The following is a 20,678-nucleotide window of genomic DNA, read 5'->3' on the forward strand; positions in this document are numbered from 1 at the left end:
CTCATTCAAAGGATCATCAGCGCACGGACAAAGGCGATGGCGGAAGCCAGCGATGCCGCCGTGCGCACATGGTTCCACCAGGTCCAGTCGCTGAGATAGCGATTCCAGAGCGTCACGGCTTCGCTGCCGCTGCCGCTGACATTCGCCAAGGCGTCGTTCATCGGCACGTTGAAGGCAATGGTGGAGATGAAAGAGGCGATGATATAGGCGGTCGCGCCGCCGATCATCCAGATGCTGGCACTCCCCCGCCAATCCATGAACGCCATGACCGCAATCGTGATGCAGAGGATCGCAACCGGGACGAACAGCAGCATGAAGGGCGAGCGCACGATCGTCACGTTGATCGAGTTCATCGCCGCGATGCCCTGCTCGGGCGGGATACGCGCGAAAGCCGCCATGATGAAAGTTGAGAAGGCGAAGAATATGCCGGCGATCAGGCCGCTGCCGATCGCCGCGGTGACGAGCAGGATGGGAAGAATGAATGCCATGGCGAAACCCCTCCATAAAATAAGAGAAAATCTCTCATTTGCAAAATGAGATAAACTCTCTTATTTTCGTTGTCAACCGAGGAGGGATGCGCATGGACGATAAGACGCCGGTGCGGCGCAGGCGGCAAGCCGTGCCTGGGGGGCAACCCCGACGCATCCCGAGCCAGCAGCGCGGCCGTGATCGCTTTGAGAAGATTCTGGCTGTGGCTGCCGAACTGATCGAGAAGAACGGCAGCGATGCCCTGAAGATGAGCGAGATCGTCGAGAAGGCGGAGCTCTCCTTCGGCGCCCTCTATCAATATTTCCCAGACAAGACCTCGATCATCCGCACCCTTGCCGAACGCTTCAACGAAGAGGGCAGGCGGTGCGTCGAGGAGGAGCTGTCGAAGGTTACGGATGCCGCCTCGCTGCACCGGGCGCTCGGCACGATCACCGACGAATACTACCGCTTCTTCCGCCGCGAGCCCGTCATGCGCGATATCTGGCATGCGACGCAGGCAGACCGTCTGCTGCGAGCCGTCGATGCCGAAGATATGGAGTTTCATGCGCAGGCACTGTTCTCGGTGCTGAAGCGCCTCTGGCCTGAACGGAGGGAAAGTGACCTGCTGCCGGCCGCGCGGCTGCTGATGCAGCTGCTGGCGGCGGCCGTGCGCTATGCGATCTCGCTGGATGATGAGGAGGGGGAGACGGCGATCGCGCTCTACAAGAAGATGCTGCCCGCCGATCTCGAGCGCTTGGTCTAGCTGGCGACGCTTTCGCCGGAGACCGACCGGGCTGCCGCCCAGTGCACGGCGTTGCGGCCATTGTTCTTTGCCGAATAGAGCTTCCGGTCTGCCGCCGTCAGCATCACCTTCAAGCTCTCGCTTTTGGGGTCACCACGATAGACGCCGAAGCTTGCGGTCACGCGTCCGGCCGGAAGCGGCCCGATCGCCTTGGCGGCCAGTTCCTTGCGCAGCCGGTCGGCAATGGCGATCGCTGCCGTGGTGCCCGTCCGAGGCAGAACAAGGCAGAATTCCTCGCCGCCGATGCGGGCGGCGATATCGTAGGGCCGAAGATTGTGCTGGATCGTCGCGCCCGCCGCCATCAGCACCTGGTCGCCGACATCGTGGCCGAATTCGTCGTTGATCGATTTGAAATGGTCGAGGTCGAAGACGACGACGCTGATTGCCGTGCTCTCGCGTGCCGCCCGGGCGATCTCCATCGAGCCGATATCCTTCAGCCAGCGGCGATTGCCGAGGCCGGTGAGAACATCTGTCGTTGCCTGACGGCGCAGCTGCGAGAGGGTGGCGTCCAGCTCGACAATGAGAACCGAAATGCCGTTGGTGACGACACCGACCTCGTCCGTGCGCTTGCTGCGCACCGGCTTGACCGCGCCGGTGGCGCGATAGGTTTCCACAGTCTTTGCGATCTCATGCAACGGCTTGATCAGCATCCAGACGGATGCCAGGCAGAACGCCGTGCCGATGAGCGTGGCGCCCAACACCGTTCCAAGCACCGGGATGGCTTCGCTGCGAAAGCCGGTGACGAGGTAGGTGATGAGGGCGAGTAGGGGGATATGCGTCGATGCAAAGCATATTGAGAAAATCTTGAAAGTGAGCGACGCGTTGAACTTCTGAGTGATTTCGGACATCGCCAGATTCATTCCGGACTCCTTGCACGGCTTTCAGAACCGCGCAGAAATTGGCCCGTCAGGTGTTTTTCAAATCCTAAGGCATCCATTAGAATTTTAGCGAATACCGGTGGTTTGCCGGTCCGGTAAGGCCAAAAGCCTTGGTTCCCAATATTTATCAGTAGGTCCTTAAATTTGCGCGGATTTGTGGAAAAAATCGAGGGCACTACGCTGTGAACGCGCTATGGTTTTGCCGCTCCGGATGGCGCTCGCGCCCGCGTCGAACGTGCAAAAAGTTCCGGCACTGGAAAGATTTTTTCGTTGCTGCTATTGCCGCATGGCACCGTAAGCCGAAGGAGAGAGCCATGACCAAGACGACATTTCCCGACCGCGCCATTATGGCGGAACTCCTTGCCAAGATGCTATGGGAAATCAAGGCGGTCCACTTCAACGCCGAGCAGCCCTACAAGCTCGCCTCCGGCATGGCGAGCCCGGTCTATATCGATTGCCGCAAGCTGCTCTCCTATCCGCGCGTCCGCTCGGCGGTGATGGATTTCGCCGCCAGCGTCATCACCCGCGACGCCGGTTTCGAGCGCTTCGATTGCATCGCAGGCGGCGAGACGGCGGGTATTCCCTTCGCAGCGCTCTTGGCCGATCGCCTCAGCCTGCCGATGATCTATGTCCGCAAGAAGCCGAAGGGCCACGGCCGCAATGCCCAGATCGAGGGTCATATGCCCGAGGGGTCGCGCGTTCTCGTCATCGAGGACCTGACGACCGCCGGCGGCAGCATGTTCACCTTCATCGATGCGATCCGCGCAGCCGGCGGCATCGTCGATCACGGCATGGCGCTCTTCTATTACGGCATCTTCAATGAAGGCGCCTTGCGCTTTGCCGACGGCAAGGTGAAGCTCCACCATATCGCCACCTGGCGAAACGTTCTGGCTGTAGCCAAGGAGCAGAAGCTGTTCGATGAGAAGACGCTGAGCGAAGTCGAAGCCTTCCTGGACGCGCCGCTTGCCTGGTCCGGCCGGAACGGTGGCGTCAGTGAGCTTTCGCTCTAGCCTTTTGACAAAAGCTCACTTATTGGATTGAGACAACAAGAGCCTTCTGGGAGGAATTGCGATGATTTTGTGCTGTGGCGAAGCGCTGATCGACATGCTGCCGCGTGAGACGACGCTGGGCGAAAAGGGCTTTGCGCCCTATGCCGGCGGCGCGATCTTCAACACCGCGATCGCGCTCGGCCGCCTGGGCGTGCCGACGGCCTTCTTCACCGGCATTGCCGATGACATGATGGGCGAAATCCTGCTCGGCACCCTGAAGGCCAGCAATGTCGATTACAGCCCCTGCGCAATCACGCCGCGGCCCTCGACCATCGCCTTCGTCAAGCTCGTCAACGGCCAGGCGACCTACGCCTTCTACGACGAGGGCACCGCAGGGCGCATGATCACCATCGATGATCTTCCTGTTCTTGGCGACGATTGCGAAGCGCTGCATTTCGGCGCCATCAGCCTCATCCCGAGCCCCTGCGGCGAGACCTACGAGGCGCTGCTCGATCGCGAAGCCGCCAAGCGCGTCATCTCACTCGATCCGAACATCCGCCCGGGCTTCATCAAGAACAAGGAAGCCCATATGGCGCGCATCAAGCGCATGGCCGCCAAGTCGGACATCCTGAAGTTCTCCGACGAGGACCTCGAATGGTTCGGCCTCGAAGGCAGCCATGACGATCTCGCGGCCTACTGGCTGAAGCAGGGCGCCAAGCTCGTGGTCATCACCAAGGGCGCCGAGGGCGCATCCGGCTACACCAACGAGCGCAAGGTCACCGTGCCGAGCGAGCGCGTCACCGTGGTCGATACCGTCGGTGCCGGCGATACCTTCGATGCCGGCGTCTTGGCGTCGCTCAAGATGGACAACCTGCTGACCAAGGCGCAGGTCGCCTCGCTCGACGAGAAGGCGCTGGGCAATGCCCTGGCGCTCGGCGCCAAGGCTGCGGCTGTCACCGTCTCCCGTGCTGGCGCGAACCCGCCATGGGCACGCGAAATCGGCCTCTGAGATCAGGTCTGGCTGCCGAGAAAGGCCAGCACCTCGCGATTGAAGAGGGCTGGCCGCTGCAGCGGCGCAAAATGGCTGACGCCTGATATGAGAACGAACGCGGCGTCAGGGATTGCTTTCGCGAGATAATCCATGTGTTCGCGGCGGATGAACTCGTCGCTCTCGCCGATCGCAACCGTGACCGGCACCTTGATCGCCGCTAGTTCTGCAGCCGTATAATTCGGCTCGCTCTGCATCATCTTCCCGACATCCGCCACGAAAGCTTCGAAATCCTCAGGTGTTGTCGAAAGCGCCTGATAGTCCTTCCGGTGACGGCTGAAGCAGCGGTCTATGACGGGCGTCGGGCGGAACTCGAGCGTTCCAGTCGCATCCATATTGCAGGCGAAGAAGAACACGCCCGAGACGCGGTCCGGATGCCGGTCGGCAAGGATCAGTGCCGTGCAGGCGCCGTCGCTCCAGCCGATGACCGATGCCTTCTCAATCTCCAGACGATCCATCACGGCAAGCACGTCGCCGGACATCAGCACATAGCTGAACGGCCGGTCGTCGCGCGTGCTGCGGCCATGGCCCCGGCTGTCGATGACGATGACGCGATATCCGGCATCGATGAGGGCCGGCACCTGATAGCCCCAATTCCCGGCATTCCCGAGCCCGCCATGCAGCAGGATCACCGCCGGACCGGCGCCATAGCTGGCGTACCAGATCTCCGCGCCATCATTCGAAACCCGGCCTTCCGCGCCGGAGGCGGGGAGCGGCTCAGCGCCGTCTTCATCGAATTTGAAAAGCTCGTCGTCGGCGAATTCCATGGGCAATCTCCTCGTGCATTTCCCATAGGACGAATAGATGTCCAGTCATTCGACAGCATCAAACAAAAAAAGCCCACCCGCGCTGGCGGATGGGCTCGATAAGCGATTGAAGCGCAGCCTTATTTGGCGAGCTTTGCCAGAGCAGCTACGAGACCCTGCGTCGAGGAGTCGTGGCCGGCAGCGCTTTCCTTGCCTTCGACGACAGGCAGCAGGCCGGTCGCCAGTTCCTTGCCGAGCTCGACGCCCCACTGGTCGAAGGAGTTGATGCGGAAGAGCACGCCTTCGACGAAGACGCGGTGCTCATAGAGCGCGATCAGGCGGCCGAGCGCGTAAGGCGTCAGCTTGTCATAGACGAATGTGATCGACGGGCGGTTGCCTGTGAAGACACGGTGCGGCGCGATGAAATCCGCCTTCTTGTCGTCCATGCCCTTGTCGGTCAGCTGCTTCTTGGCTTCCTTGAAGGTGCGGCCCTTCATCAGTGCTTCCGACTGCGCCAGAACGTTTGACATCAGCAGCTGGTGCTGGTGGCGCAGCTCGGGCTCGAAGGCATTGGCGGCGATCATGAACTCGGCGGGGATGATGCTCGTGCCCTGATGGATCAGCTGGTAGAAGGCGTGCTGGCCGTTGGTGCCGGGCTCGCCCCAAACGACCGGACCGGAATTGCCCTCGACCGGCGTGCCATCGATCGTCACACCCTTGCCGTTCGATTCCATGTCGAGCTGCTGTAGATATGCCGGGAAGCGCGACAGGCGCTGGTCATAAGGCAGCACAGCGCGCGTCGGATAGCCAAGAACGTTGCGATGGTAGAAGCCGATCAGACCGAGCAGCATCGGCAGGTTTTCGGTAACCGGCGCCTGACGGAAGTGATTGTCGACGGCATGGGCGCCATCGAGGAACTTGCCGAAATTCTCGGGGCCGATAGCGATCATGATCGGCAGGCCGATGGCAGACCACAGCGAGTAGCGGCCGCCGACCCAATCCCAGAAGCCGAAGACCCGCTCGCTGCCGATGCCGAAAGCGGCCACCTTGTCGAGCGCCGTGGAAACGGCCGCGAAATGATGCTGAACGGCGGCGTCGCCGAGAGCCTTGGCGATGAAGTTGCGCGCCGTCTGCGCGTTGGTCATCGTCTCGACCGTCGTGAACGTCTTCGAGGCGATGATGAACAGCGTGGTTTCAGGCTGCACGAGCTTCAACGTGTCGGCAATGTGCGCGCCGTCGATGTTCGAAACGAAATGCGCACGCGGCCCGTCATGGAAAGGCGCCAGCGCCAGCGTCGCCATCACCGGACCGAGATCCGAGCCGCCGATACCGATATTGACGACATCGGTGATCTTCTTGCCAGTCGCGCCCTTCAGCGCGCCCGAGCGGATGCCATCGGCAAACTTGCCCATGGCAGCGAGCACGGAATTGACGTCAGGCATGACGTCCTTGCCGTCGACGAGCACCGGCGTGTTGGAGCGGTTGCGTAGCGCGGTGTGCAGCACGGCGCGATCTTCGGTAAAATTGATCGCCTTGCCGGAGAACATCTCGTCACGCTTCTTCGCGACGCCGCCCTCTTCGGCGAGCTTGACGAGCAGCGCCAGGATTTCGTCGTTCACCGCGGTCTTCGAATAGTCCATCAGGAGATCGTCGAGGGAGGCGGTGAAGCGCGAGAAGCGCTTGGTATCGGTGGCGAAGGCAGCGCGGATATCGGTGGCTTTGGTGGCGGCCGCAGTGCTCTTCAGCTTTTCGACGATGGCATTCATGGGAGGCTCCTTTGGAGGCGGAGAGGGTTGCGGAAACTATTCGCTTTGTAGGGCGCAAATCAAGTTCAGCCACAAGCTGCCTGCAAAAAATGACACAAGTTGTGCCGCGCTTGATGAAAAGGGAGAGTGCGGGTATATTTATGGAGTGGCAGACGGAGTTGTAGCTCCGCCTGCCTGGGCTTATTTTCTGTAGGTTACCCGGACGGACACTGACCAGCTCGTCCGGGTTTTCCTCACCATAAGCGTGACGCTCAGCGGTTTACACCACATCACACCACCTCCGTTTCTAGTGGCAAGGCTCTTGCCGAAGCCGGTGTGGCCCATCCTCACCGGTGGGTCGGCTGGTCTCGACCCCTGCTGCTTCTGCCCAGAAACGGCATGATCAAATCACATCTTATGGTTGCTTTCAATTGTGCGTGAGGATCAACCGCGCAGATCCTTGCGCAGGATTTTCCCGACCGGGCTCTTCGGCAGTTCGTCGCGGAATTCGATGATCCGCGGCCGCTTGTAGTTGGTGAGGTTCTCGGCGCAATGCGCCTTCACTTCGGCCTCCGTCAGGTTAGGATCCTTGCGCACGACGAAGAGCTTGACCGTCTCGCCGGAATGGCCATCCGGAACGCCGACGGCTGCCGATTCCAGAACGCCCGGGTGCATGGCCGCCACTTCCTCGATTTCGTTCGGATAGACGTTGAAGCCGGAGACGAGGATCATGTCCTTCTTGCGGTCGACGATCTTGGTATAGCCACGCTCGTCCATGAAGCCCATGTCGCCGGTGCGGAAATAGCCGTCCGGGGTCATGACCCGCGCCGTCTCCTCCGGCTTGTTCCAGTAGCCGGCCATCACCTGCGGTCCGCGGATGCAGATCTCGCCGATTTCGCCGAGCGGCAGCGAATTGCCGTCCTCGTCGCGGATATCAAGTTCGGTCGAGGGGATCGGCAGGCCGATCGAGCCGGTGAATTCCGGGGAATCGAAGCGGTTGGCGGTGGCAACAGGCGACGTCTCCGAAAGACCATAGCCTTCGGTGATGTGCGAGCCGGTCATCTTCAGCCAGCGCTCCGCCACCGGCCGCTGCACGGCCATGCCGCCGCCGAGCGACATGACGAGCGACGAGAAGTCGAGCTTGGCGAACTCGGCATTGTTCATCAGCGCGTTGAAGAGCGTATTGAGGCCGGGGAAGATATGGACATTGGCCTTGCTGAATTCCTTTACGAAGCCCGGAATGTCGCGCGGGTTGGCGATCAGGATGTTATGCGCACCGAGCGACATGCCCATCAGCGAATTCACCGTCAGCGCGAAGATATGGTAGAGCGGCAGGGCGCAGAGGAAGTTCAGCACATCCGGCTGCTTCTTCTTGTCGAAGGCCGATTTCAGCCAGAGCTGCAGTTGCAGTTTGTTGGCGAGCAGGTTGCGATGCGTCAGGATCGCGCCCTTGGCGACACCCGTCGTGCCGCCGGTATATTGCAGAAAGGCGATATCATCGCCGCTGAGCGTCGGGCGCTGCAGCGAGCGGCCTGCACCTTCCGACAAAACCTGCTTGAAGGTCTTGTGCTGCGGGATCGACCAGGACGGCACGAGCTTCTTGACCTTGCGCACAACCAGATTGACGATCAGTCCCTTGGCGCCGAGCATCTCACCGAGCGAAGTGACGACGACATGGCGAACGTCGGTCTTGACCAGGACCTGCTCCACGGTGCGGGCAAAATTCTCGAGCACGAAGATCGCTTTCGCGCCGGCATCGCGCAGCTGATGTTCGAGCTCGCGCGGCGTATAAAGCGGATTGACGTTCACCACGGTTAGCCCGGCGCGCAGGATACCGTAGACCGCAACCGGGTTCTGCAGCACGTTCGGCATCATCACGGCGACGCGGTCGCCCTTCTGCAGGCCGAGGCTCTGCAGCCAGGCGGCGACCTTGCGTGTCTGCACTTCGAGATCGCGATAGGTCAGTGCCTTCCCCATGCTGGAGAAGGCGACGCGATCGGCATAGCGCTCACAAGACTTTTCCAGCAGTTCGGCAACCGATTCGTATTCCAGCGGCGGAATTTCGGCCGGTACGATATCCGGATAGGTCGCGAGCCAGGGCTTCTGCCGCTTTTCGCCACCTGGATGCACGGAAATGCTGTTCATCGTGTCTCTCTCCCTATCCGGCCACGGTGCCGGTTCGCGGCTGCCGGCCGGACGATCCTCCATCATCCTTGCGGGCAGCTTATGCCAATGGCCGAACGGTTCAAGCCGCTATAAGCGTTACACTAACTTTGACGTAAACGTCAACAATTCGCCTCCGCACATTTGAAACGGACGCGGGAACAATGATTCAGGCCTGGCGTTTTCCAATCATGCAAAACAACAAAGGAGCTGAAAATGCTTAATCAGGGTACAGACGCCAGCCGCCGCGATCCCAACGTTAAGGACACGCATTCGCTGATTGCCAGCGACCGCGTGGAAGGCACCCGCGTTTATGGTGCAGATGGCAAGCATATCGGCTCGATCGAGCGCTTGATCATCGGCAAGCGCGATGGCCGTGTCGCCTATGCCGTGCTGAGCTTCGGCGGCTTTCTGGGGATCGGTCACGATCACTATCCGCTGCCGTGGGAAAAGCTGAACTACGATACCCAACTCGACGGCTACCGCATCGATCTCACCAAGGAGCAGATCGAAGGCGCGCCGAGCTATGCGGACGATGACGACACCTGGTACAACGATAATGGCCGCCGTGTTTATGACTATTACGGTGTGCCGCCGTACTGGATGTAAGTCGTTCGCTAGGACGAGCCGGAAAGGGCCCCGCTGCATGCGGGGCCTTTTGGCGTATTAGGACAGGAGATCGTTGGCGCAGCGCAGGACGACGCCTTGCGTGATGTCCTCAGCCTTGAACGTCCGCTTGGTCCTGATCGAGAACGTATGGCTTTCGCCCGGCAGCAGTGTGATCAGCATGCTGTCGACAACGGCCGCCGGATCGAGCCGGTCGGCCATCAGGCAGAGATCCTTCAGGAAAGTCCCCGCTGTGACCGTCACATCGACGCCATCGGCAGTGGCACTGACCGAAACCTTCATCTCAGGCTTCGGCAGTTTCAGATCGATATCCTCGACGAAATAGTGGAAGGCGCACTTGTCGAGCATCTGCACCACCACGACCTCGTTCGCCGCGTCGTCAGGCGTCGCAATGTCGTCCGCAAGCTCGAATTCCTTCGCTTCGAACCGGTCGCAGAGCAGCCGCCAGAATTCGAACTCGGCCAGCACCGTGCCATCGAGCCGAAGGCGCTTGCCCGAGATTTTCGATCGCCAGAACAGCGTCCGTTCGTTGACGGCAACGGCCGCGAGCTTGTCGCCACGCGGCTGGATGGTCAGCAGGCGCGGATCGAAGGCCTGCTGCATCGCATACCAGAGAGGCTTGCGCCGGCCGGCGGAATCGAGCGCTGCCCATGAGGTCACCGGCCAGCAATCGTTGAACTGCCAAACAACAGCGCCCTTGCAGATCGCCCGGTGCGAGCGCATGTGCTCGATCGCGAAGCGGATGGCGCGCGCCTGGTTGAGCTGTGTCGCGAAATGCCAGTCATCCATGGTCTCGGGCACCGGCAGGTGTCCAGCAAGGCCGCGGATCAGCTTCTCATTGCCCTGCGTCGCCTTCTGATGATGGAAGACCCCATGCGATTGCGGCGTCAGGGGCGCATCATGCACGCTCTCCTCCAGCGTCGCCCAGTTTGGCGGCGCCTGCCAGCCGAATTCGGAGCAGAAGCGCGGGATATAGTTGCGGTAGACCTCCCAGCCGACATCGTTCCAGACATCCCAGATATGCTTGCAACCGTGACGATCGTCATTCGGCTCAATATCCATCGTGCCGGAGTAGGGGCTGCCGGGATAGTAAGGCCTGTCAGGGTCGAGTTCGGCGCAGAGCTTAGGCAGTACATCGAGATAGTAGCCGAGACCCCAGCTGACGCCGTCCTTGATGATCGGGCGCCAGCCCCATTCGTCGAAGCCCCAGATATTCTCGTTATTGCCGTTCCAGACGATCAGCGACGCATGCGGCATCAGGCGGACAACATTGTCGCGAACCTCGGCCTCCACTTCGCTGCGCAGTGGTTCCTCTTCGGGATAGGAGGCGCAGGCAAAGAGGAAATCCTGCCAGACCATCATGCCTGCCCGGTCGCAGGCCTCGTAGAACTCGTCCCGCTCGAAAATGCCGCCGCCCCAGACGCGCAGCAAGTTGATATTCGCCGCCTTCGCCTCATCGATCCGTGCCGCATAGCGCTCGGCGGTGACGCGCGACGGGAAGCAATCGTCGGGGATCCAGTTGGCGCCGCAGGCAAAGAGCGGAACGTCGTTGACGACGAAGGTGAAGGCTGAGCCGTGCTCATCCGGCGCGGTGTCGAGTCGGACCGAGCGAAAGCCGATCTCCTTCGAATAGCTGTCCAATATGTGGCCGTCGTTATCGCGAAGTTCGATCAAGAGCGGGTAGAGCGGCTGCCCACCAAGATGATGCGGCCACCAGATCTGCGGCGAGGGAACCGTCACCTTGAAGCTTGCGTCGCCTGAAGCACCGACCTCGATAGTCTGCGATACGCCACCGATCTGCGCAACGATCGAGCAGCCCTGACCGTCCTGCTCAGCAGCGATCTTCGCGTTGATCGTCACAACGCCATCACCCCCGGCAAGCGTCGCGGAAACACGCGTTTCCGTCAGGCGGGCGCGATCCCAGCTTTCAAGCCGCACCGGCTTCCAGATACCCGCTGTTACCAGCGTCGGACCCCAATCCCAGCCGAAGTTGCAGGCCATCTTGCGCATCAGGTTGCCCGGGCCGGGATAGTTGTTCGGCCGGTAGCCGTACTGCTTTTCCATCTCCGCGCCATAAGCATAGGCGGAATGGAAGGTGACGGCCAGCTCGTTGGCTCCGGCCTTGAGGCGGCTCGAAACATCGATGCGATAGGTGCGATGCTGGTTGAAGGTCCGGCCGATCTCTTCGCCGTTCAGCCAGACCGTCGCGATCGTATCCAGCCCGTCGAAGACCAGCTCCTGCACCTTGCGGGTTTCAGGCGCCGCATCGAAATTGAGCCGGTAGACCCATTCGCAGCGGCCGATCCAGTCGTTGGTGATCTCGTTGACATCGAGATAGGGGTCCGGAATGAGGCGCGCCGCCAGCAGGTCGGTATGGACGCAGCCGGGCACGGTGGCGGAGATGGTTTCGGGCAGTCTGGGCCGGGCTGTATCGTTGCAGGAAAGGGTCCAGCCGGTATGAAGCTTTGTTTTCTCGATCATGCGGATGCTCTTACTGGAAACGGCCGTGGCGCTGCAGGACTTCGATCTTGTAGCCGTCGGGATCGGTGATGAAGAAGAACAGGGCGAAGAGCTTGCCGTCGCGATTGAGCTCGACCAGCTTGCCCGGATTGAGCCCGGCCTTCTCCAACCGCGCGTGTTCGACCGCCACTTCATCGACGGAGACGGCGAGATGGCCGTAGCCGTCGCCGAGATTGTAGGGCTCGATACGGCCCTTGTTGACCGTCAGTTCCAGCTCGAAGCCGGTCTCGGGATTGCTCATGTAAATGAGTGTGAAGGTCTCGAAGTCGATGCGATCGGCAACCGTGAGGCCGAAGACCTTGCCGTAGAACTCGACGGATCGCGCCTCGTCGAGAACGCGGATCATGGAGTGGATCATCTTTGCCAAGGCGGCCTCCTATTGCCGTATCACGGCAGCCTTGGTAGCTGCCGGATCAGGCGGGGCGCAAGCCAATTCTACGGGTAATCGCGCTTTCGACGACACCCATCGCGTCATAGATCAGCACCGCCATCAGGCCGACGATCAGACCGCCCTGCAGGATGAAGGCGGTATTGTCGGAAATCAGTCCGGCAATGATCACTTCGCCAAGCCCCTTGGCGGCAACCGTCGAGCCGATCGTCGCCGTGCCGATATTGATGACGGTCGCCACCTTCAGACCTTCGAGGATCAGCGGCAGCGCGAGCGGAAGCTCCACCTTGAAGAGCCGCTGCGTCGGGTTCATCCCCATTCCGTCGGCCGCATCGAGCACGGCGGGGTTGACCTGCCGGATGCCGGAAACGGTGTTTTCGAAGATCGGCAGCAGGCCATAAAGGAAGAGCGCAATCAGCGTCGGCGCAGCCCCGAAGCCGGTCGCCGGAACAGCAAGCGCCAGAACCGCGACAGGCGGAAATGTCTGCCCGGCATTGGCGATGGCGCGAGACAGCGGCAGGAAATCCTCACCGCTCTTGCGGGTCACGAAGACGCCGGCAAGGATCGCCAGGATGGCCGTGCCGACGATCGAGCCGATCACCAGCTCCAGATGCGCCAGCCCCAGAGACGGCAAGCTATTTTGCGTATAGACGGGCGGCGCGTTGTTGCTCGTCAGCGGCACGAGCATGAAGGAAAGCCACTCCGTCCTGAAAAGCAGGATCAGGAGCAGCGCGAATGCCGCCACACGGAAGATATTGGCGACGATGAACTTCATGCCTTGCGACCCAGCTCGATCAGCTTGCTCATCGAGATCGAGCCAACAGGGGCCTTGGCGCCGTCAGTGACCACGGCCTCTTCGGCGCCCTGCCAGATCATTTCCGCCAGCGCGTCCCGCAGGCTCAGCGATTGCGGCAGCGAGAAGCCGAGGCCGCTCTTGGCGGGCGCCATGCTTTCCCTCAGCGGCGACAGCGACATCAGCTTCAGCGCCCGGTCCGAGGTTCCCGTCAGTTGCTGCACGAAGGGATCGGCGGGCTCGGTCAGGATCTTCTCCGGCGTCGAGCATTGCAAAAGCTTGCCGCCGCTCATCACGGCGATCTGGTTGCCGAGGTGGAAGGCCTCATCCATGTCGTGGGTGACGAGAATGACGGTCGTGCCGAACTGCTTCTGGATCGCCAGCAGATCGTCCTGCGCCTTGCCGCGGATGACGGGGTCGAGCGCGCCGAAGGGCTCGTCCATGAGCAACACTTCCGGCTCTGCCGCAAGCGCGCGTGCCACGCCGACACGTTGCTGTTGGCCGCCGGAGAGCTGATGCGGGTATTTCTCGGCGAAGGTGGCCGGGTCGAGATTGAAGAGGCCGAGCAACTCATCGACGCGCTTGGCGATCCGCGCGCCATCCCAGCCGAGAAGCTGCGGCACGGTCGCAATATTCTGCGCGACGGTGCGATGCGGGAAAAGGCCGTGGCCCTGGATCGCATAGCCGATCTTACGGCGAAGCTCGGTCACCGGCGCGTCCATGATATTCTGGCCGGCAACGAAAATCTCACCTTCGGTGATCGGCACCAGCCGGTTGATCATCCGCATCAGCGTCGATTTGCCGGAACCGGACGTGCCGACGATCACGGTGACCGATCCCTTTTCGACGCTCATCGAGACATTGTCGACGACGGTGGCGGCGCCATAGCGCTTGGTGACGTTCCTGATCTCGATCATGGTCATGCGGCGGATCCCCGTATGCTGTCGATGACCGCATCGAGGATGACGGCCGATGAGAAGGCGAAGAAGACTGTCGGTACGGCGCCGAGCATCACCAGGTCCATCGCCGTCTGGCCGATGCCCTGGAAGATGAAGATGCCGAAGCCGCCGCCGCCGATGAGTGCGGCAATGGTCACGAGGCCGATGGCCTGAACCAGCACGATGCGGATACCGGTGACGATGACGGGCAGCGCCAGCGGCAGGTCGATCCCGGTCAGGATCTGGCGTCGCGTCAGCCCCATGCCGGCTGCCGCATCGCGCACCGAGGGATCGACGCCTTCGAGGCCGACCACGGTATTGGCGACGATCGGCAGCAGCGAATAGAGCACGAGCGCGATCAGCGCCGGCGCCGTGCCGATGCCGCGGATACCGAGCTCGGCGGCCAGCGGCACATGCGTGGCGATATAGCCGAGCGGCAGCATCAGGATGCCGAAGAGCGCCAGGCTCGGGATCGTCTGGATGAGGCTGAGCCCCTGCAGCACGGCTGAACGAAGTTTGGGCACCCAGAAGCAGAAGATGCCGAGCGGCAGGCCGATGACGATGGCGATCGCAAGCGAGCCGAAAGCCAGGAGAAGATGCGACTTGGCTTCCGTCCAGAACTGCGCCGAACGCGTCGCGAATTCCTTCATGATCGACAGGCTGTCGAGCAGCCCGGATGTCAGGCACACGGCCAGCAGCGCACTGTAGGCAATGAGCGCGCCGACCCGCATCCAGGGCGTAAGCCGGATCTTGACCAGCGCATCGGAGATGATCAGGCCGACGACGCCGAGCAGGATCCAGAAGCTGCCGCCGGGCGTCATGCGCGCGGCATTGCTGTTCGGCGGCGTAAAGGCGGTGGCGGCAAAGCCGATCGCCGCGATCAGCGCCGCAAGCGCCAGCGTGCCGATCGCAAGCCGCAGCACGGCATTCTGCAGGAAGAGCGCTGCAAAGGCGGTGGCGATGAGCAGGAGAGTGAGAATGATGGCGGCGGGCTGGTCGAGAAGCTGCGTGAGAAGCATCGGCTTGCCTGAGGCAATGCGGTTTGCCTTCACATAGATGAAGGGCAGAAGTGCAGTGGCAAGAACGCCAGCAATCACCAGAACCACGCCGAGCCGGTCCAGTTTGCGGACCGCTAAGGTTTCTTCCATCGATCCATCCCTGTCCGGAAAGAAGGATGCTCCGCCCCGGAGGGCGGAGCACTGCGAATTACTTCAGGAAACCTTTTTCCTTCAGGTAGCCTTCGGCAACGGACTTTGCCGGTTCGCCATCGACCTGGATCTTGGCGTTGAGCTTCCGGAGCTCGTCAGCCGTCAGGCTCTTGAAGATCGGGGCGAGCACTTCCTCGATCTTAGGATTGGCCTTCAGCACTTCCTCGCGAATGATCGGCGTCGGCGCATAGACCTGCTGCACGCTCTTGTCGTCTTCGAGAACGACGAGTTCGGCCGCCGCGATGGCGCCGTCGGTGCCGTAGACCATGGCGGTGTTGACGCCGTTGGTCTGGTCGGCCGCAGCCTTGATCGTCGCCGCGGTATCGCCGCCGGAGAGAACGACTTCCTGATCAGCCGTCAGCTTGAAGCCGTAGGTCGTCTGGAAGGCGGGCAGCGCGCCGGCGGAGTTCACGAACTCGGCGGATGCCGCGAGTTTGGCAGCGCCGCCACCGGCAACCCATTTGCCGAAATCGGACATGGTCTTAAGATTGTTCGGACCGGCGACATCGCTGCGTACAGCGAGAGCCCAGGTGTTGTTGGCGGGCGAGGGCGTCAGCCAGACGATCTTGTTGGCGTCATAGTCCAGCTTCTTGGCCATCTCGTAGCCCTGGTCGATATTCTTCCAGGCGGCGTCATCGGCCTTGTTGAAGAAGAAGCCGGCATTACCCGTATACTCAGGATAGATGTCGATTTCGCCGGCGGTGATCGCCTTGCGAACGACAGGCGTTGCGCCGAGCGCGATGCGGTCCTGCGTCTTGATGCCGTTGGCTTCGAGGGCGAGCGCGATGACGTTGCCGAGCAGCGTGCCTTCGGTATCGATCTTCGACGAAACGACGACGTCGGCAGCATGGGCCGCACCCGCCGCGAAGGCGGAAATAGAAACGGCAAGCGCGAGTTTCTTCAGCATGGAGTGTCCCCTTGGTTAACACCGTTTACGAACGCGGAGACCCCAACGGAAAGCTCCACGCGTGAAATCCCCCGGCCCAGACGGACAACCCGCCGGAATGCCGGACCTACGAGCATCATGGAAATAGTGTGCGCTCTCGAAAAATCGATGCAACCCCTCTCCAGTATTTGCGATCGCGGCGCGATTATCGCCGTGAAAGCAACGCTATGCGCGCAATTGCATTTCGTTCTGCAACGCCGCAGCGATTTGTTTTTGTCCCCTTGCGTGTTTCCACGATCATCGGGTGCTCAATCGCCTAATCAGCCACTGGCCCCGCTTTTCTTGTCCGGTGACGATAGCCTGCGGATTCCGAAAAGGGATATCTTTTTTCGTGAACACACAATAGTGTCCGCTTTTCAGTCACTTCCGGAGGTCGGCGCTTTGCATCTCGGCGCTCTTTTCATCGCCAGCAACGTCCTCTCGTCGGGCTCCGTCAGGGAGACGGCACGGCGCTTCTCGCTTGCTGCGTCGACGGTCTCCGCGGCCGTCTCGAACCTCGAAAGCGAGCTGGCGCTGAAGCTGACGGAACGTAGCGCCGGAGAGTTGGTGACGCTGATCGCAAGCAGCCAGGTGCGCCAGGGATTGACGCCGATACTGGAGGCGATCGCGCATCTCGCCGAGCTATCCGGAGAGGCGCCGGAGGAGTTCGAAGGCTGGGCCGCGCGCATCCCGGTGAAGATCGCCACGATGGAGCGCTTCCTTGAAGTCGCCGATCAGGGCAGCATCAATCGCGCCGCCCGCCGCCTCGGTCTCGGTCAGCCGCAGCTTTCCCTGCAGATCGCCAATCTGGAGAAGTTCACCGGCCAGAAGCTTTTCGAGCGGCAGGCCCAGGGCTCGGCGCTGACGGAGGACGGCAGGCGCGCCTACGCGATCTTCTCGGCAATCAGCCAGGCCTGGAACGATCTGAAATCGGCGGCAGACGAACGCTATCAGCGCACGGCGCGCTCGCTGCGCATCGGCTCGATCATCCCGACCGGTGCGGAAAGCTGGGTGGCCCGCTGCCTTGGCGCGCTCGTCGCCGACTGGAATAGCGGCCGCAACAAGAATGCCATCTCGCTGATTTCGATGACCGCCGACGATTTGCGTGAAGCGCTGAAATCCGGCCGCATCGACGTCGCCATCCTCGATTCCGTCTTCGGCCTCGAAAGCTTCCAGAACCGTGAGCTGCTGCGCACCGATCTCGTCGCGATCGCCCCGCCTGGCAGCACGGAGACGGATGTCGCAGCGCTCGTCGCCGCTCACCCGATCTGTACGCCGAGCGAGCGCACCGGCTTGGGCGATGCTGCAACGGAACTGAGCCGCGCCGGCATGGTAAGCCGCCGCTTCCGCAATCAGGATATCCGGGCGGCGGATTCCCTGCCTGTGATCGTCGATCTCGTCGCCAATCACGGCTACGTCTCGTTCCTCGGCCGCGTCAGCGCGCTGCCGATCGCCGATCGCGTCCGGATCGTCGATCTCGCCGAGCCGATCCCGATTTCCTATCATGTTGCCTTCAACCACCGGAAAGCCTCGGCGGATGCCTGCACGATGATCATCGAGGCCGTCGGCAAAATCGTCGGCCAGCCCATCGCAAAATCGCCGGTCATGGCGTAGAGCGTTCGGCGCGCCAATACGAGGGAGATGAGAGATGCCGGTTTTGCTTGAAGTGTGCGTGGATAGCGCCAAGGGCCTTGCCGCCGCAATCGAAGGCGGCGCCAACCGTATCGAGCTCTGCTCTGCCCTCGAAGTTGGCGGCCTGACCCCCGTCGCGGGCATGATGAAGGCCGCAGCGGCAGCACCAATTCCGGTCTATGCGATGATCCGCCCGCATGCCGGCCCGTTTATCTTCGATGCCGCCGACGAAGCGGCGATGATGGCGGATATCGATGCCGTCAGGGCTTTCGGCCTCGCCGGCGTCGTCATCGGCGCCAACCGGCCCGATGGCACGCTGGACATGCCGCTCATCCATCGCCTCAAGGCGCATGCCGCGGGCCTCGGCTCGACGCTGCATCGCGCCTTCGATCTCGTTCCGGATGCCGACGCGGCGCTGAAGCAGGCGGTCGAGCTCGGCTGCGAACGCATCCTCACCTCGGGCTGCGTGCCGAAGGCTATGGACGGTCTGGAAACCCTGAAGCGTCTTTCCGCCAGGGCCGCCGGCCGCATCTCGATCATGCCGGGAAGCGGCGTTCGTCCGTCGAATGCCGCCGAAATCCTGCGTGCCACCGGTGCCCGGGAAATCCACGGCTCCTGCAGCTCGCCGGTCGCAAGCATGGACTCGCGCGCCGTTGCTTTCGGCTTCGAAGCGCCGAGCGCCAATCAGACGGATACCGCAGTCGTCAGGCAGATGCGCCAGGTCATCGACGCGATCTGAACGGGATCAACCGGCGACCTTGATGACGGCCTTGATCAGGCCGCTCTTCTCATGCGCCCAGCGGGCAAGATCCCGCGGCGCATCGGCAAGCGTCGTGCGGTGGGTGATCAGCTTTTCGACCGGGACGAGACCCTTGGCGATCGAATCCGCCACATGCTCGAAATCGACGCGCGTCGCATTGCGGCTGCCGATCACCATCATTTCCCGCTTGTGGAATTCCGGATCGGAGAAGCGGATATCGTCCTTAACGACGCTGACGAGCACCAGCGCGCCGCCATGGGCAACGAAACCGAAGGCCTTCTCCATAGACGGCCCGTAGCCCGTGGCATCGAACACGACATCGAAACCATCGCCATCCGTCACGGCCTTCACCGCATCCGCAACCGCCTCATTCGCAACGATGCCTGACTGGAAGCCGAAACGCTCGGCCGCCATCTGCAACCGCTCGGTGCTGGTGTCGAGCAGCGCCACCTCATGACCTGCGATCCGCGAGAAGATTGCGGCACCGAGCCCGATCGGCCCGGCACCGATGACCAGGGAGCGAGAGCCAGCAGGCGCCATCGACCGGCGGACGGCATGGGCGCCGATCGCCAGGAATTCGGCAGTCGCGGCGGCCTCGAGACTTAGCCCCTTGGCGGCGTAGAGATTGCCGGCGGGCACGGTGATCTCTTCGCAGAACGCCCCGTCGGTGTGAACGCCGAGAACCTTGATGTTGGTGCAGCAGTTCGGCTTGTCCTTGCGGCAGGCAACGCAGCTTCCGCAGGAAAGGTAGGGATTGACGATGACAGGCGTGCCCACCGCCATCGCCACGCCGTCGCCGGCCTCGATGACGGTTGCCGAAATCTCATGGCCCATGACGCGCGGATATTCAAGGAAGGGATGCTTGCCTTCGAAGATGTGGTAGTCCGTGCCGCAGATGCCGACATGGCTGACCGCCAGCCGCACCCAGCCAGGAGCGGGCGTGCCGGGGGAAGGGCGCTCGACGGTTTCGAGCACGCCGGGCTTCTGGCAAAGCACTGCTTTCATCTTGGTTCTCGCATTCTGAAATGAAGAAGCCGGCCTCGCGACCGGCTTCATGTCGTTGTCTTAGACGCTCCGGCGGCGGCGCAGCTGGTCGAAATAGACGATCACGATGATCAGAAGACCGGTGATGATGCGCTGCCAGAAGGAGTTGACGTTCAAGAGGTTGGCGCCGTTGTTGATGGTCGCCAGGATGAAGGCGCCGATCAGCGGGCCATGGACGGAACCGACCGCGCCGAACAGTGAGGTGCCGCCGATCACCGACGAGGCGATCGCCTGCAGCTCCCAACCATCAGCCTGTGTCGCGTTACCAATGGCGATACGCGAGGCGAGCAGCACGCCGACGAAGGCGGCGAAGGTTGCCGAGAGGATATAGGCGAGGAAGATCATCCGGTTGACGTTGACGCCGGAAAGGCGCGCGGCTTCCGCATTCGAGCCGACGGCGAAGAGGTAGCGTCCCCAGCGGCTGAGATGCAGGAAGACGAAACTCGGCACCGCTACCAGGATGACCATCCAGAACAGGCTCGGGATGCCCAGGAAATCGGCGCGGGCGAAGTTCGAGAAGTCCTCGTTGACGATGTTGATCGACGAGCCGTTGGTGATCAGCAGGCCGACGCCACGCAGCGACGTCAGCGTCGCCAGCGTGATGATGAAGGGCGGCAGGCCCATCTTGACGATGCCGAAGCCGTGGAACGTGCCGATCAGCACGCCGAACAGCAGCGTGATCAGGATCGCTGCCCACACCGGCACCCCTGCCTGTAGCAGCCAGGCGATGATGACACCGGCAAAGCCGACGATTGCGCCGACCGACAGGTCGATACCCGCGGTAATGATGACAAAGGTCTGCCCCAGCGCCAGAATTGCTGTCATCGAGCCTTGCCGCAGCAGGTTGCTGATGTTCAGCGGCGTCCAGAAGCTGGCGGTGAAAATTCCGAGCATTAGCCAGAGGAAGAGCAGCAAGCCGATCAGCGTCAGGCCGAAAAGGATATTGACCTTGCGGCGTGGTGGCGGCGGTGCAATTTCGGTGGGGGTTGCAGTCACTGTTCTCT

At 61.8% G+C, this 20,678-nt stretch carries 19 protein-coding genes; 6 read left to right on the forward strand and 13 right to left on the reverse strand.

What is annotated here, in order from left to right; translation table 11 throughout:
* Nucleotides 1–5: 5 nt before the first annotated feature.
* Nucleotides 6–488: an anthrone oxygenase family protein gene (locus ACODR6_RS14795; RefSeq protein WP_489022774.1), complete on the reverse strand. Its 483-nt coding sequence runs from the start codon at nt 486–488 to the stop codon at nt 6–8.
* A gap of 92 nt (nt 489–580) precedes the next feature.
* Between ACODR6_RS14795 and ACODR6_RS14800 the strand changes: the two genes are divergently transcribed.
* A complete protein-coding gene (locus ACODR6_RS14800; RefSeq protein WP_203429665.1) occupies nt 581–1,231 on the forward strand; it encodes a TetR/AcrR family transcriptional regulator in 651 nt (216 codons plus the stop codon).
* On the opposite strand, the gene ACODR6_RS14805 is transcribed toward ACODR6_RS14800, so the two are convergent.
* Nucleotides 1,228–2,130 carry a GGDEF domain-containing protein gene (locus tag ACODR6_RS14805; protein ID WP_203429664.1) on the reverse strand — a complete coding sequence of 301 codons (903 nt, stop codon included), beginning with the start codon at nt 2,128–2,130 and terminating at the stop codon, nt 1,228–1,230. The two genes, ACODR6_RS14800 and ACODR6_RS14805, sit on opposite strands and share 4 nt — an antisense overlap.
* A gap of 332 nt (nt 2,131–2,462) precedes the next feature.
* Here ACODR6_RS14805 and ACODR6_RS14810 point away from each other — a divergent pair, with 332 nt between their 5' ends.
* Entirely contained in the window at nt 2,463–3,158 is a 696-nt protein-coding gene (locus ACODR6_RS14810) for an orotate phosphoribosyltransferase (protein ID WP_112713601.1), read from the forward strand.
* Between the two features lie 61 nt (nt 3,159–3,219).
* Nucleotides 3,220–4,146 carry a carbohydrate kinase family protein gene (locus tag ACODR6_RS14815; RefSeq protein ID WP_489022775.1) on the forward strand — a complete coding sequence of 309 codons (927 nt, stop codon included), beginning with the start codon at nt 3,220–3,222 and terminating at the stop codon, nt 4,144–4,146.
* Between the two features lie 2 nt (nt 4,147–4,148).
* Here the strand turns inward: ACODR6_RS14815 and ACODR6_RS14820 are convergent, their stop codons facing one another.
* From ACODR6_RS14820 to ACODR6_RS14830, 3 genes are all read right to left on the reverse strand, one after another.
* On the reverse strand, nt 4,149–4,952 hold the full coding sequence (locus ACODR6_RS14820) for an alpha/beta fold hydrolase (protein ID WP_489022776.1): 804 nt from the start codon (nt 4,950–4,952) through the stop codon (nt 4,149–4,151).
* Nucleotides 4,953–5,071: 119 nt separating this feature from the next.
* The gene (pgi, locus tag ACODR6_RS14825) at nt 5,072–6,697 is read right to left on the reverse strand and encodes a glucose-6-phosphate isomerase (protein WP_489022777.1); all 1,626 of its coding nucleotides are present in this window, start codon (nt 6,695–6,697) and stop codon (nt 5,072–5,074) included.
* 423 nt (nt 6,698–7,120) lie between these two features.
* Nucleotides 7,121–8,821 carry a long-chain fatty acid--CoA ligase gene (locus ACODR6_RS14830; protein ID WP_489022778.1) on the reverse strand — a complete coding sequence of 567 codons (1,701 nt, stop codon included), beginning with the start codon at nt 8,819–8,821 and terminating at the stop codon, nt 7,121–7,123.
* Between the two features lie 234 nt (nt 8,822–9,055).
* On the opposite strand from ACODR6_RS14830, the gene ACODR6_RS14835 reads away from it, so the two are divergent.
* On the forward strand, nt 9,056–9,448 hold the full coding sequence (locus ACODR6_RS14835; protein ID WP_112714372.1) for a PRC-barrel domain-containing protein: 393 nt from the start codon (nt 9,056–9,058) through the stop codon (nt 9,446–9,448).
* A gap of 57 nt (nt 9,449–9,505) precedes the next feature.
* Here ACODR6_RS14835 and ACODR6_RS14840 read toward each other — a convergent pair whose 3' ends face one another.
* Genes ACODR6_RS14840 through osmF form a run of 6 tightly spaced genes read right to left on the reverse strand, consistent with a single transcriptional unit; the run spans nt 9,506 to nt 16,220 of the window.
* Nucleotides 9,506–11,947 carry a glycoside hydrolase family 2 protein gene (locus tag ACODR6_RS14840; RefSeq protein ID WP_489022779.1) on the reverse strand — a complete coding sequence of 814 codons (2,442 nt, stop codon included), beginning with the start codon at nt 11,945–11,947 and terminating at the stop codon, nt 9,506–9,508.
* 10 nt (nt 11,948–11,957) lie between these two features.
* Nucleotides 11,958–12,353 carry a VOC family protein gene (locus ACODR6_RS14845; protein WP_489022780.1) on the reverse strand — a complete coding sequence of 132 codons (396 nt, stop codon included), beginning with the start codon at nt 12,351–12,353 and terminating at the stop codon, nt 11,958–11,960.
* Nucleotides 12,354–12,399: 46 nt separating this feature from the next.
* A complete protein-coding gene (locus tag ACODR6_RS14850; RefSeq protein WP_489022781.1) occupies nt 12,400–13,149 on the reverse strand; it encodes an ABC transporter permease in 750 nt (249 codons plus the stop codon).
* Complete coding sequence (locus tag ACODR6_RS14855) at nt 13,146–14,090, reverse strand: ABC transporter ATP-binding protein (protein ID WP_489022782.1); 945 nt, start codon at nt 14,088–14,090, stop codon at nt 13,146–13,148. Before ACODR6_RS14855 ends, ACODR6_RS14850 begins: the two co-directional genes overlap by 4 nt.
* Nucleotides 14,087–15,253, reverse strand: a complete 1,167-nt coding sequence (locus ACODR6_RS14860; RefSeq protein WP_489022783.1) for an ABC transporter permease — start codon at nt 15,251–15,253, stop codon at nt 14,087–14,089. The genes ACODR6_RS14855 and ACODR6_RS14860 overlap by 4 nt, the downstream gene beginning before the upstream one ends.
* Nucleotides 15,254–15,311: 58 nt before the next feature.
* Nucleotides 15,312–16,220 carry a glycine betaine ABC transporter substrate-binding protein OsmF gene (osmF, locus tag ACODR6_RS14865; RefSeq protein WP_203429657.1) on the reverse strand — a complete coding sequence of 303 codons (909 nt, stop codon included), beginning with the start codon at nt 16,218–16,220 and terminating at the stop codon, nt 15,312–15,314.
* Nucleotides 16,221–16,640: 420 nt separating this feature from the next.
* Between osmF and ACODR6_RS14870 the strand changes: the two genes are divergently transcribed.
* On the forward strand, nt 16,641–17,852 hold the full coding sequence (locus ACODR6_RS14870) for a LysR family transcriptional regulator (protein ID WP_489022784.1): 1,212 nt from the start codon (nt 16,641–16,643) through the stop codon (nt 17,850–17,852).
* Between the two features lie 34 nt (nt 17,853–17,886).
* Nucleotides 17,887–18,609 (forward strand): copper homeostasis protein CutC, encoded by a 723-nt coding sequence (locus ACODR6_RS14875; RefSeq protein WP_489022785.1) that lies wholly within the window; start codon nt 17,887–17,889, stop codon nt 18,607–18,609.
* 6 nt (nt 18,610–18,615) lie between these two features.
* Here ACODR6_RS14875 and ACODR6_RS14880 read toward each other — a convergent pair whose 3' ends face one another.
* Nucleotides 18,616–19,635, reverse strand: coding sequence for a zinc-binding alcohol dehydrogenase family protein (locus tag ACODR6_RS14880; protein WP_489022786.1), 1,020 nt, complete (start codon nt 19,633–19,635; stop codon nt 18,616–18,618).
* Nucleotides 19,636–19,695: 60 nt separating this feature from the next.
* Complete coding sequence (locus tag ACODR6_RS14885; protein WP_112713573.1) at nt 19,696–20,670, reverse strand: ABC transporter permease; 975 nt, start codon at nt 20,668–20,670, stop codon at nt 19,696–19,698.
* Nucleotides 20,671–20,678 lie beyond the last annotated feature (8 nt).

This window comes from Rhizobium sp. FG96, assembly GCF_057808655.1.

Excerpts from the sequence above, each read along its gene's own strand:
- ACODR6_RS14810 (WP_112713601.1), top strand. The coding sequence starts at position 2,463 with ATGACCAAGACGACATTTCCCGACCGCGCCATTATGGCGGAACTCCTT.
- pgi (WP_489022777.1), bottom strand. The coding sequence starts at position 6,697 with ATGAATGCCATCGTCGAAAAGCTGAAGAGCACTGCGGCCGCCACCAAA.
- ACODR6_RS14820 (WP_489022776.1), bottom strand. The coding sequence starts at position 4,952 with ATGGAATTCGCCGACGACGAGCTTTTCAAATTCGATGAAGACGGCGCT.
- ACODR6_RS14835 (WP_112714372.1), top strand. The coding sequence starts at position 9,056 with ATGCTTAATCAGGGTACAGACGCCAGCCGCCGCGATCCCAACGTTAAG.
- ACODR6_RS14860 (WP_489022783.1), bottom strand. The coding sequence starts at position 15,253 with ATGGAAGAAACCTTAGCGGTCCGCAAACTGGACCGGCTCGGCGTGGTT.
- ACODR6_RS14855 (WP_489022782.1), bottom strand. The coding sequence starts at position 14,090 with ATGACCATGATCGAGATCAGGAACGTCACCAAGCGCTATGGCGCCGCC.
- ACODR6_RS14875 (WP_489022785.1), top strand. The coding sequence starts at position 17,887 with ATGCCGGTTTTGCTTGAAGTGTGCGTGGATAGCGCCAAGGGCCTTGCC.
- ACODR6_RS14840 (WP_489022779.1), bottom strand. The coding sequence starts at position 11,947 with ATGATCGAGAAAACAAAGCTTCATACCGGCTGGACCCTTTCCTGCAAC.
- ACODR6_RS14795 (WP_489022774.1), bottom strand. The coding sequence starts at position 488 with ATGGCATTCATTCTTCCCATCCTGCTCGTCACCGCGGCGATCGGCAGC.
- ACODR6_RS14805 (WP_203429664.1), bottom strand. The coding sequence starts at position 2,130 with ATGAATCTGGCGATGTCCGAAATCACTCAGAAGTTCAACGCGTCGCTC.
- ACODR6_RS14815 (WP_489022775.1), top strand. The coding sequence starts at position 3,220 with ATGATTTTGTGCTGTGGCGAAGCGCTGATCGACATGCTGCCGCGTGAG.
- ACODR6_RS14850 (WP_489022781.1), bottom strand. The coding sequence starts at position 13,149 with ATGAAGTTCATCGTCGCCAATATCTTCCGTGTGGCGGCATTCGCGCTG.
- ACODR6_RS14830 (WP_489022778.1), bottom strand. The coding sequence starts at position 8,821 with ATGAACAGCATTTCCGTGCATCCAGGTGGCGAAAAGCGGCAGAAGCCC.
- osmF (WP_203429657.1), bottom strand. The coding sequence starts at position 16,220 with ATGCTGAAGAAACTCGCGCTTGCCGTTTCTATTTCCGCCTTCGCGGCG.
- ACODR6_RS14880 (WP_489022786.1), bottom strand. The coding sequence starts at position 19,635 with ATGAAAGCAGTGCTTTGCCAGAAGCCCGGCGTGCTCGAAACCGTCGAG.
- ACODR6_RS14800 (WP_203429665.1), top strand. The coding sequence starts at position 581 with ATGGACGATAAGACGCCGGTGCGGCGCAGGCGGCAAGCCGTGCCTGGG.